The sequence below is a fragment of the Bradyrhizobium zhengyangense genome (genome assembly GCF_022012435.1).
Lineage (GTDB): Bacteria > Pseudomonadota > Alphaproteobacteria > Rhizobiales > Xanthobacteraceae > Bradyrhizobium > Bradyrhizobium zhengyangense.
On sequence record NZ_JAKLUA010000052.1, the window covers coordinates 1 to 11,799 of the forward strand.

Here is an 11,799-nt window from a genome sequence, read left to right on the forward strand (position 1 = left end):
CTGACAGAAGACCGCACTCGATCACACGCCAAAGGGTCAGAAACTTCTTGCATTGCGGGCGGCAACCACAGAAGGCTGTACATGACCTACCGACTGACATTGTCTCCCGAGGCCGCGGCGGCCAAGGCGGGGTTCTCGAAAGCGAGCGCGTATCGGATCGAGGACGATTTGCGCCTGCCATCGCAGAAGAAGGTGCCGAGAGGCCGGCGACGGTCCGATCCGCTCGTGCCCTATTGGGACGCCGAGATCGTTCCGATCCTGAAGGCTGCGCCCGGCATCCGCGTGATCGGCGTGCTGGACGAGCTGCGCCGTCGGCATCCCGACCTCAACCCCAACATCCGACGCACGCTGGAGCGGCGCATCAATGCCTGGCGGGCGCTCAATGGCCCTGAACAGGACGTGATCTTCCGCCAGGAGCACGAGCCCGGTCGTCTGGGTCTGTCCGACTTTACCGATACAAGCCCGCTCGGCATTGCCATTGCTGGTGAGACGCTCGATCACCGGCTCTACCACTTCCGGCTGGCGTTCTCCGGCTTTGAGCATGCCCATGTCGTGCTCGGCGGCGAAAGCTTCGTCGCCCTGGCCGAGGGCTTGCAGAACGCCCTGTGGGCGCTCGGCGGCGTTCCGCGGGAGCATCGCAGCGACAGCCTGTCGGCAGCATTCCGCAATCTGGCGGCCGACGCGCGGGAGGATCTGACACAGCGCTACGCCGCGCTGATGGGCCACTACGGCATGGCGCCAACGCGCAACAATGCGGGCATTGCACACGAGAACGGCTCGATCGAGAGCGCGCACGGTCATCTCAAACGAGCGCTGGAGGATGCGCTGTTGCTGCGGGGCACGCGCGACTTCATCAGTCTCGATGCCTACCGGGCTTTTGTCGACGAGATTGTCGGCCGGCGCAACGCCAACCTCGCTAAGCGGATCGCGCTCGAAAAGGAAGCACTGGCGCCACTGCCGAAAGGCCGCACGACCGACTTCGAGGAGAAGGTGATCCCGGTGACGTCGTCAGGCGGCTTCATCCTGCGGCGCGTGTTCTACACTGTGCCTTCAAGACTGATTGGCCATCGCCTGCGTGTGCGCATCTTCGACGACCGGCTCGAATGCTTCCTCGGCGTCACGCCGGTCGGGACGCTGCGGCGCGGGCGGCCTGTGTCGGAGAACCACGGCGGGCATGTCGTTGATTATCGGCACGTCATCCATGCCCTGCGGCGCAAGCCGATGGCGCTCGTCAATCTCGTCTATCGCGATCAGCTCTTCCCGCGCGCGGCTTACAAGCGCCTCTTCGAGACCTTGCGGGAGCATGGCGACGACCGGCGCGCCTGCAAGGTGACGGTCGAGCTTCTGGCTCTGGCCCATGAGCGAGCCTGCGAAGCCGAGCTCGCCGAGGCGATCGCGACCGCTCTCGATGCCGGACGGTTACCCGATCTTGCGGCATTGCGCGATCGCTTCCGACCCGAGGCGGCCTCGATCCCGAGTGTCGCCGTCAAGCTGGCGTCGCTCGACGTCTACGATGAGCTGGCCTCCGTCAGCGTCGTGTCGGCCCACTCGAACCTGGGAGGAGCAGCATGACCAGCGGAGCTACCTCCATCGATGCCGCCCGCGTCGAGCTGCTGCTCAATGAGTTGCGCCTGCCCGGCGTCAAGGCGATCTGGCCGAAGCTCGCCGCGCAGTCGGACAAGGAAGGCTGGCCCGCCGCCCGCTTCCTTGCGGCCCTTGCCGAGCACGAGGCAGCCGATCGCACCCGCCGCCGCATCGAACGACACATGGTGGAAGCGCGTTTGCCCGCCGGCAAGACGCTCGCCACGTTCGAGTTCGAGAGCGTGCCTATGCTGTCAAAGGCACAGGCGATGGCGCTCGCCGCCGGTGACGTCTGGTTGAAGACCGGCGCCAATCTGCTGCTGTTCGGTCCACCCGGCGGCGGCAAGACCCATCTCGGCGCAGCGATCGGCCTGGCTCTCGTCGAGGACGGTTGGCGCGTTCTCTTTGCACGTACCACTGATCTGGTGCAGCGGCTGCAGGTGGCCCGGCGCGAGCTGGCGCTGGAGTCCGCAATCGCCAAGCTTGACCGCTACGACCTCCTGATCCTCGACGACATCACATATGTGAGCAAGGACCAGGCGGAAACCAGCGTATTGTTCGAGCTGATCGCCTCCCGCTACGAGCGACGCTCGCTGCTGATCACGGCCAATCAGCCATTTGGCGAATGGGGGCGTATCTTCCCCGATCAGGCGATGACACTGGCGGCGATCGATCGCCTGGTGCACCACGCCACGATCCTCGAGATGAACGTCGAGAGCTACCGTCGAAAAGTTGCTCTCGATCGCAGGCGCGGTCCAGGCCGGCCGCCGGTTCACGCCACTCCAAATGAACTCGAGAAGGCGGTGACTGACGCTGGCAATGCCGCTTGATTGTCGCGCAGCGTCAATCAAGCCTTGCCAAGCCCGCAGCCAGCGTCAATTATCTTCTGACTCGGCCGCCTCGTCTCATCTTGATTGACGCGCCGCTCTCATCCTGATTGTCGCGCCATACCTGCATACCTGCGATATCCCCGCCGGTCTTATACTTTCCAATTCTGCCATGGAAGATCAAATCCCTTGTTGAGGACGATGTAGTTGTCACTCTCCGGCTCGTGCGAGTCCGATGAAGTGCGTGCACTCCGGGCGGCAAACGGGCAATGGCGCGACACCTCCAGGCCTTCAGCCATCTCGTGAGGACTTGTCGACAAGATCGGACAGCTTCAGTTGGAACTGTCGCCGTCGGAATCCCTGCAAACCGTCCCTGACGGCGAGTAAATGCGTCCAGCACTATGGCCGTATGGGCGGGGGCGATAGCCAACGACAGCTTCCGTGGCGTCGGGCGCTGCATGGTACCAATCGTTGCCCACGAGTAGTAAATTCAAATTGCAGGCTTGTGTGGCAAATATCCGGTTCAGGAGGCAGCCGCACTTGCGCTCACAGCGCCGGGGCGTCCATTCCTACGCGATTGGGTTCAAGGAACCTATTCTGTGAGTGCGTAGGGTGGACTGCCCCGGCCCAGTGAAGATCGGGCCAGTGACGCTATCAACCATCAAGATCGATAGCGAGCTAGTGCGGAGCCGATACAAAAACCCGACGCTCATCTCATTAGCACTGTGAGCGCTAGCGGTACGAGGAAAGATGTGATTAGTGCGTTTAGGCTCATAGCAATTCCAGAAAACACGCCAGCCACCTCGTCCACCTGAAATGCTCGCGCGGTGCCGATCCCGTGCGCGGCGATTCCTGCCGCAAAGCCACGAGCCCGAAAATCGGTGATGCCGGTACGGTTCATCAATCGCGTGACAACGGTCGCTCCCATGATCCCGGTGAGGATGACCGCGACTGCCGTCAGAGACGGATCCGCCTGCAGCGTTTCGCTGATGCCCATTGCGACCGCGGCCGTTACCGACTTCGGGGCAAGGGACAGGATCACCTCGCGAGGCAGGCCGGCAGCCTCCGCAAGCAGCACAATCGAGAAGACGGCCGTGACCGAGCCCGCAACGAGCGCTGCCAGCATCGGCACGATCGAGGCAAGGACAATCTTGCGATTTTCGTATAGCGGGACCGCGAGCGCGACGGTTGCCGGGCCGAGCAGGAAATGCACGAACTGCGCTCCGCCGAAATAGATCGCATACGGCGTGCCAGTTGCGAATAGAAACGCGCCGATGATCCAGACCGCGTGCAGCACGGGATTGGCAAGGGCATGACGGCGAAGCGCAAGCGACACGGCATCCGCGATTGCATAGACCAGCAAGGTGACCGTCAACCAAAGCAACGGGGATTGCGAGAGATAGACCCAGAGGGAGAACGGATTGTCCTTCACGGTGCCTCGCTGAACAGCCGACTGATAAGGCGGAACGTCAGAACCGTCGCAAGCAAAGTCACCATGACCGAGACAGCAAGGATCAATATTATAGCGAGCCCGTGCGTCGCGAGGAGATCGAGCTTTTCCACGACGCCAATGCCGGCTGGGACGAACAGGAGCGACAGATGCTTGAGCAGCCCCTTGCTTGCTGTTTCCACGCCGCTATTTCGTAGTGGGCCTCGAGCGATGCTTGAAAATCTGTCACGGGCAAGCAGCAGAATCAGCAAGAGCAGGAGCCCGAGCACGGGACCTGGCAGCGGTAGGCCGAGGCCCCGGGTGATGACTTCGCCGGCGAGTTGGCAGAGCAAGATAAGACTGAGACTTGCAAGCATGAAACACCCTGAGCGGCACATTCATATCAGGAGGAGCTACCGAAAAATTGTCCATGGCCGCGTGGTCGAGAACCGACCGCCCCTTCTTCGATTTGCTCAAGTCCGAGACGGCTTCTGACCACATCAGGTGCTCGCCCGGATCACGAACTTAGTACTGAGATATCCCTCGATTGCTTCCACCCCGCCTTACGAACCGTAGCTGGAATCCCTGATGTTTCCGAACGGGACTTCTGAAAGCGCCAAGCTAGGTATTTGATGGACACCATACCGCTTTCAAGCGGTCGGCCCCGAAGGCACAAGCCGTCGATTGGCCTCCTCGGCGACCTCGTCGTAGCTCTTGAATGCAATGATCTGGCGCGAGCGGCCAAACGACTCTTCATTCATGATACACGCCTCGGGCGAGGTCCCCGTCAGGACCGTTGACTCGACGAAGAACCCTTCGTTGCCAATGCGCTTGCCATCGGTCTGCAAGAATGCGCCGCGCTGGACTGACAGCGCCGGCAACGAAGCTCTCCATCGCATCGGCCAGCCGCGAATTGGCGAGTTGTCCCCCATTCGCGTATCCTTCTCGAACACATTTCCGACCTTGATGCGCCAAGCTTCTATCGTAGTTCGCCAAGTCGGCCCTTCTCGCCACATTTCAGACCTTTCTTGATAGGGCATTGAATTCGAGCAGCAGGCAATCCGCTATGCCTTCACCATGGCTGCGACCACCAGGAAGGAATGAACGCGTTCTCTGAGAAGCGTTCGCCGAAGTTTCGGGGTAGCTAGACGAGAAAGAGAGCTGGGGAGTAGTCATCAGAGGCCGTTGGGTCTGCACCGGCTATCGCGGCCGGACACCGGGCTTGCCAACCACAGGGAACGTAAATTCGATTCCCGCTTCAGAAAACGTCTTCCGCAACGTTTCCATCAGCTCATCAGACATCTGGGGAGTGTCATTGTACTCCTCCAGCCGCCGAATGACCGCGGAAGACACGCCCGCTCGCTCCGCTAGCTCCTTTACCGACCAGTTTAACATTCCACGCGCTGCACGCAGTTGCCTCCCCGTGACCTTTGAGGCCCCTCTTCGCTCCCGCGCGAGTATATCATGGTGTGCGTCGCTCCACGTGCCGAGCCATTCTCGAACGCCACCCTCGCTGTTCTTGAGGGGCACCGCCGCGCCCTGGTGCCAGCGATAGATGCCGTCCGGCCGGCGCAAGCGACATTCGACGTTATAAGGCTGCGCTGTCTCGACCGAGACCGCCCACTCTCTTAGAGCTGCCTCGCGGTCATCCTCATGGATGAGACCGATCCAGTCCTTGAAACGTGATCCATGATCTTCGGCAGTCTCTAGCGCATTGGAAACTGCAGTGAGGCGACCATCGCTACTGCTTGTCCATGGGAAACCCCGACAGATCTCAGCCAATGCCCTGTAGCGCTCCGCTTCTACTTTGAGCGCGTCCAAGAGATTGCGCTGTTCAGTGATATCGCGCGCGAGCCCAAGAATGCACTCTGGTTTGCCGGCCTCATCGAGCAGCGGTTCGGCCCGGCCGTGGATCCAGCGCAAAGTTCCGTTCGGACGGATGACACGAAATTCACCCTCGAGCAACGATCGATTGAGCTCCCGTGCGCCGAAACAGCGCATGCTGCTGCGGTCATCGGGATGAATCCTTTTCTCGATTTCCGCGTATGCTGGCGTAGTTCGACGCGGATCCAGCCCAAATAGCTCATAAAGGCCACGGGACCATTGCATCTGGCCGTTGCCGTCGCTGCGCCACAGTCCGACAGAGAGCTTCTCTTCCAAGAATGGAAGGACATTTGCAAGGCTGAGGCCGCTCTCGAAGTCAGGCAATGTGAGCTCCTGGCCGGACCTGGGGCCGAGTTCGGTGCATCTCGCGCGCGATCATCTTTGACGCCTCGCCCTCCTCCCGACCGCAACCAAGACGCCTCGCCCGACGGTTCACGGCAAATGACCTTGTCCTTCTTAGCAGGCAGCCACGCGGAGATTGTTTGTCGCGCCTCTATGTCCGAATGGCAGGCCAAAAACCACCACCGCCAGGTCGCCCGACCGCGCATAACCTTCCCGCTGGGCCGCCACGGCGGCGATCTGGGTTATTTCCTCATAGCCAGAGGGATCGCTGGCCACCACACTGTGTACGCCCCACAACAGGCACATGCGCCGCGCCACGTTTTCATCCTGCGTCAGAGCAAGGATCGGAACCGGCGGCCGCTTGCGCGAGATGCGGGCCGCGGTCGTCCCGCTGGCTGTGAAGCCGACGATGGCTTTGGCCTCGATGGTGGCTGCAAGATCTGCACCCGCGGCAGCGACCGCATGCGGAGGCGTATTCTCCTCGTCAACTCGTGAGGCCTCAATCAGGGACCGGTAGAGACGATGCTGCTCTGTACTCCTGATGATGCGATCCATCATGGCGACGGCCTCGATGGGATAGGCGCCGCTTGCCGATTCGGCTGACAGCATCACGGCATCGGCGCCATCATAGATGGCGGTCGCAACATCTGAGGCTTCCGCGCGCGTTGGCGTCGGCGCCGCCACCATAGAGTCGAGCATTTGGGTTGCGACGATCACGGGCTTTGCGGCCAGCCGGCAGGCGCGGACGAGTTCTTTTTGCCGGCCAGGCACGTCTTCTGGGGGGATTTCGACCCCGAGATCACCGCGCCCGACCATGAGAGCGTCTGACAACTGAATGATATCGTCGATGCGATCAAGCGCCATGGGCGTCTCGATTTTGGCGACGAGGCCCGCTGCTTCACCAATGAGGGCCCGCGCCTCGATCAGGTCTGAAGGCTTCTGAACAAATGACAGCGCAACCCAGTCGACACCGAGCTCCAGGCCGAAGGCGAGATCGGCGCGATCTTTCTTGGTGAGGGGCGAGATATCGAGCGACGCCCCCGGCAGGTTTACGCCCTTATGATCGCGGATCGGGCCGCCGACAATGACGCGCGCGACCATTTCGCGATCGCCCGGTCTTTCGACGCTCAGGCGCACACGGCCGTCGTCGATGAGCAGCTTTTGGCCTGGATGCGCAGCTGCAAATATTTCCGGATGCGGCAGAGGGATTGCCTGCTTTCCACCTCTTGCTCCGTCGAGGACAAAGCGGACGCTCTCTCCAGCATGCAGGCATAGCTTGCCCTCTTCAAGCAAGCCGATCCGGATTTTCGGGCCTTGCAGATCCTGTAGCACTCCGATGGGACGGCCGAACTCTTGCTCGAGCGCGCGGATCGCCGAAAACGCGCGCGCGTGGTCGTCTTGGCTGCCATGGCTGAAGTTCAGGCGAAAGGTATCTGTGCCTGCAAGATAGAGATCACGGATTTTGTTAGCCTCGGTTGTGGCCGGACCGAGGGTTGCGACGATCTTGGCGTGGCGCGAACGACGCATCAAAATTGAATCCTGTGCAATGGGCTACGTTAGGGATCGGCGCTCATAGCTGTTGCCAATACCGGGTTTATCACGCGCCTCGCCCGCGCCATTCCCAAGTCGACATCACGCTCCCGAAGCGGCAGCAGCTTTCTCTTGCTGCGTCGAGGAAACGATACTGTTGACGGCCCGGTACGCGAACACAATGGCTGGCCCAATGGTGATGCCTGCTCCGGGATAGATCCCACGCATCGGGGAGGTCATGTCATTGCCGCAAGCATAGAGTCCTGGAATTGGCCTTTCCTGACCGTCCAATACCTGCCCGCAAGTGTCGGTTGCCAATCCGGTTGCAGTGCCGAGCGTTGCCGGAACGATTGGGAGTGCGACGAACGGGCCGGTTTTGATTGGCCCAAGGTTTGGGTTCTTCTTGCCCACGGCCGAATCGCCGAGCGTGCGATTGAAAGCCGATTCACCGCGATTGAACAGCGGATCGCGCCCCTCAGACGCATGCGCGTTGTGTTCTTCGACAGTCTTTTGAAGCGCGGCGGACTCCAATCCCAGCTGCTTCGCAAGCTCTGGAATCGTCCGGGCGACCTTGATGTAGCCAAGGCGCGCATATTTCCCGATGCTCAAGGTCCATGGCCATGGCAGCAAATGCCCCATCCCTCTCAGCCGTACGAAGTCGTGGTCGCAGATGAAATAGAACCGCTTGTCTGCCGGATACCCACCGTTGAACATCGCCAAGCAGATGTCGTGATAGGAATTGGATTCGTTGACAAAACGCTTTCCATCTGGCCCCACGGCAATGACGCCGGGACGGCCGCGGTCGAGCCAGCCGTAGGGAACGACTTGCGAGGAACTGCCGCTCTTCAGAATCGATACGGGCGTCCAGAAGCCGGCAGAGGCAACATTGTTGTCGATTGCCGCTCCGAGCCTTGTCGCAAGAGAGATGCCGTCGCCTGTCGCATCGGGATGGGCGAGCGTGTCGTCGTGCTGGTGGGGGCCACTGAGCTCGGCTCTCAATTGCGCGTTACGCGCAAACCCGCCCGTTGCGAGGATCACCCCATGGGAAGCGCGCACGCGAATCTCGGAATCGGCCGACTTAACGACCGCGCCGGTGACGCGGCCTTCTTCCTTGATCAACTCTACGAGCGGGGATTCCGGCCATATCTCGACGCCGTACTTGCGCAGGCTCACAAGCAAGCGCGCGATCAGGGCGTTGCCTCCGCTGAGCTCGGTGCCGCGCCTGTGGCCAAGCCGGTCACGCGCGTAGCGGCTGACGCGGCGCAAGACGTGCCTGAGCGAGGCAAAGGATTGAAACGGATTGAGGAAGCTTCTCACCTCGCTCGATGAGATCATCATTCCGCCGAGCACAACGCGGATGGGATTGCCTATCAGATCGAAGTCGCTGCCAAGAAGCCGTCCGTCATAAGGCGCGGGGCTCAGTGCCCGGCCCTTATCGACTCCGCCGACCTGGCTTGAATGGTAGTCGGGGGCCGAGGCCAGCGTGAACTTGACTTCAGTCCCGTTCTCAAGGGCGGCGAGCGCAGCCGGGCCGTCCTCGAGATAGGCATCAACAAAGCCTGACCGGTAATATGTGCCAAGTTCATGTTGCAGGTAGGTCTTCGACTTCGCAAGCGAGTCGTCGATCTTCGCCGAGCGCGCTTGGTTCGAGCAAGGAACCCAGATCATTCCATTGGAGAGAGCTGTCGTGCCGCCAAGCCGCGCCGACTTTTCGCAGACAGTGACGCGCAGTCCTGCCTTTGCTGCATAGAGCGCAGCCGAAAGCCCGGCCGCACCACTACCGACCACGAGAACGTCGGTTGCCCAATTGTGCTCCGGCCTCCCCTCTCGGGCGAGTGCGACGGTCTTTCCCTTGCCTGATTGGCCCATCGGGTTATTCATTCGAGCCTCGCTGCGAGTGTTCTCTTGGAGCTGACGTCAGTGATGCCGCGGAAGCGGGACGGCTTTGAACTCCTCAGCCGCCGCCTTCACTGCCCGTTCGATCGGGATTCTTTCGATGGACGAGGCGCCAACGAAACCCACGCATTGCGTTGATCGGTACACCACGATCGTATCCTCCGGCTCCGCGATTGCACCGCCATGGCAAAGCAGGATCACATCGGAGCGCACGCTCCTTGCGGCGTCGCTGATGTCGTTGATGCGCCTGATCGCCTCTTGGATGGGCTGTCCTTCCTCATGGCCGACGAGCCCGCCTCGGGTGGCTCCTACGTGAGGGACGATGCAGTCCGCACCTGCGCCCGCCATCGCTTTGGCGTCGTCAGGGCTCGCGACATAGGCAAGCGAGAAGATGTCCTTCTTGCGCGCAGCCGCGATCATCTCGACTTCGCGTTCGAAGCCTAGTCCGACGCGCCCGCGGCGATAGCGCCATTTGTCGCCCATCGTGGAGATGGTCGGATAGTTGATTACGCCGGAGAAACCGGCCGACCAGAATTTGTCGAGCAGGGCATCAAGATCGAGCCGGAGGGGATCCCATGCCTCAATGCCGCCGATCACGGGCACCGAAGAAACGACGTTGCGGACTTCCGAGGCAAGTTCGAGCGTGCGCGCATTGGAATCGCCGATCCGGCTGGTCGGAAGTCCCATTAGGCGCGACAGCCCGGTGCTGTAGACGACCAGCATGTCCGCGCCCCCGAGCACTGCACATTTCGCAACCAGACCACAGCTGCTGCCCGCGGCAAGAATGGCTTTTCGCTCCGCCACCTGGTTTGCGATCTTGGCCAGGATTTCGGTTCGCTCAAACATTCGCATCGCCATCAGCCTTCTTGCCCAATTGCTTGAGGATCCATCTCGCAGCCGCCTCCGCAAATTCGGGATCGTTGATGTGACAGTTCAATTCGCGGACCGTAACCTTGGGCGGCAGATTGTCCTTAAGCGCATCGAGCCACGCGCGGTCCGCATCAGGATCTCGAAAGATGCCGCCGTCGCGGTCATAGTCGGAGACGCCTTTTGCCGGCCAAAGGACCATGACAGGCCCTTCTGCCAACGACAGCCGCTGGGCCGTAAGCCGGCCGATGCTCGTATTCTCGGCGAGGGTTGTGCGCATCAGCGTCGTGTACGGTGTATGGGAGTAGAATAGCCGGCCGCGAAATTGATCAGGAACGCTGGATGGCGCACCAAAATTGACCATGTCCACCGCGCCAGGCGCGATAACATGCGGTATTGATTGCTCTGCCGCTCCCTTGAGCCGATCCGGCCCGGCGCTCGCGGTGCCACCCACGATTTCGTCGGCGAGTTCGGTTGTGGTCAGATCAATCACAGCATCGAATTCGCCGGCCGCGATCAGCTGCTCCATCTTGCGGCCGCCCGCCCCGTTTGCAGGAAAGACGATCGCGTCGACCCCGGCCTTGCCGAGGCGCCCAACGCACTGAGTTGCCGCCGGCGTCGTCACTCCGAAGGCCGTGATCGCAACGATCTTCGTCTTTCGCGCAGCTTTGGCGGGCGCATAGCGCATGGCGGCGATGGCCTGTCCTGCATTCTGCAAGACCCGCTCGGTAAACGCATTGATCCCGAAGAGATCGACCAATGTCGGATAGAGCATGATGTCGTTGTGGACCGCCAATTCGGCGAGAAGTGCTGGCCTTGCGCTGCTCACGAGCAGCTTGGGAAAGCCATAAGGCAAATCAGATACGACTTCGCCGAACACCGCACTCCCCTTCCCACCGGCGACCCCGACGATCGCGCCGATGGCCCCTGATGCCAGCAGATCGCGAACTTTCCCGCGTGTTGTTGCGGCGATTTCTTTCAAGAGCTCGGCGGGCGAGGCGACGCGAACGCTATGACCGCCTGCTTGATTCGTCCGGGGCGCAATCTTCGAGGTGCCGACGTCAATCAGGACGGTCTTGCGGCCACACTTACAGATGATATCGGCCAAGTAGGAGACTTCGCGGCCCTTGGTATCGAGCGTAGCCACAATCGCGACTGCGTTCGAAAGCTCGGACAGGCTACCATCCCGGACCGCCCCCTGGCCGTCCGTGCAATGGTGAGACACGATTTTTCTCCTAGATCATTCTGACCAACGCGAGGTCTAGACCGAGCGGGATCGGCGTATAAGACCGCAAAGCGTCTAAGTGGGTAAGATTGGGTAGCCTCCTCCCGAAGTTCGAGCTACGTGCGCGCGGGCTTTTCAAGTGTACGCATACGACGAAGGCCGCCTGATTGACGCATGCGCGCGAGCACGGCGAGTTCTACGATGGCGTTGCGTGAAGG

At 61.2% G+C, this 11,799-nt stretch carries 10 protein-coding genes; 2 read left to right on the top strand and 8 right to left on the bottom strand.

All coding sequences use genetic code 11. The features are described from left to right. Positions 1-81: 81 nt before the first annotated feature. Positions 82-1,572 carry an IS21 family transposase gene (gene istA / locus L6637_RS41695; RefSeq protein WP_128929730.1) on the top strand — a complete coding sequence of 497 codons (1,491 nt, stop codon included), beginning with the start codon at positions 82-84 and terminating at the stop codon, positions 1,570-1,572. Continuing rightward, positions 1,569-2,411, top strand: a complete 843-nt coding sequence (gene istB / locus L6637_RS41700; protein WP_128955095.1) for an IS21-like element helper ATPase IstB — start codon at positions 1,569-1,571, stop codon at positions 2,409-2,411. The genes istA and istB overlap by 4 nt, the downstream gene beginning before the upstream one ends. A 706-nt stretch (positions 2,412-3,117) precedes the next feature. On the opposite strand, the gene L6637_RS41705 is transcribed toward istB, so the two are convergent. The 8 genes from L6637_RS41705 to L6637_RS41740 all read right to left on the bottom strand — a co-directional run bounded on the left by L6637_RS41705 (position 3,118) and on the right by L6637_RS41740 (position 11,581). Continuing rightward, the gene (locus L6637_RS41705) at positions 3,118-3,840 is read right to left on the bottom strand and encodes an LrgB family protein (protein WP_128929732.1); all 723 of its coding nucleotides are present in this window, start codon (positions 3,838-3,840) and stop codon (positions 3,118-3,120) included. Then, complete coding sequence (locus tag L6637_RS41710; protein ID WP_128929733.1) at positions 3,837-4,214, bottom strand: CidA/LrgA family protein; 378 nt, start codon at positions 4,212-4,214, stop codon at positions 3,837-3,839. Before L6637_RS41710 ends, L6637_RS41705 begins: the two co-directional genes overlap by 4 nt. 273 nt (positions 4,215-4,487) lie before the next feature. After that, positions 4,488-4,877 carry an aldehyde dehydrogenase family protein gene (locus L6637_RS41715; protein WP_128929734.1) on the bottom strand — a complete coding sequence of 130 codons (390 nt, stop codon included), beginning with the start codon at positions 4,875-4,877 and terminating at the stop codon, positions 4,488-4,490. Between the two features lie 160 nt (positions 4,878-5,037). Beyond that, positions 5,038-6,045 (bottom strand): PAS domain-containing protein, encoded by a 1,008-nt coding sequence (locus L6637_RS41720; RefSeq protein ID WP_128929735.1) that lies wholly within the window; start codon positions 6,043-6,045, stop codon positions 5,038-5,040. A 132-nt stretch (positions 6,046-6,177) separates the two neighbouring features. After that, the gene (gene pyk, locus L6637_RS41725; protein ID WP_128929736.1) at positions 6,178-7,590 is read right to left on the bottom strand and encodes a pyruvate kinase; all 1,413 of its coding nucleotides are present in this window, start codon (positions 7,588-7,590) and stop codon (positions 6,178-6,180) included. Positions 7,591-7,695: 105 nt separating this feature from the next. Next, the gene (locus L6637_RS41730; protein ID WP_128929737.1) at positions 7,696-9,474 is read right to left on the bottom strand and encodes an FAD-dependent oxidoreductase; all 1,779 of its coding nucleotides are present in this window, start codon (positions 9,472-9,474) and stop codon (positions 7,696-7,698) included. A 36-nt stretch (positions 9,475-9,510) separates the two neighbouring features. After that, positions 9,511-10,335 carry a phosphoenolpyruvate hydrolase family protein gene (locus L6637_RS41735; protein ID WP_237867295.1) on the bottom strand — a complete coding sequence of 275 codons (825 nt, stop codon included), beginning with the start codon at positions 10,333-10,335 and terminating at the stop codon, positions 9,511-9,513. Further along, complete coding sequence (locus L6637_RS41740) at positions 10,328-11,581, bottom strand: Tm-1-like ATP-binding domain-containing protein (protein WP_232995598.1); 1,254 nt, start codon at positions 11,579-11,581, stop codon at positions 10,328-10,330. Before L6637_RS41740 ends, L6637_RS41735 begins: the two co-directional genes overlap by 8 nt. Positions 11,582-11,799: the final 218 nt, after the last annotated feature.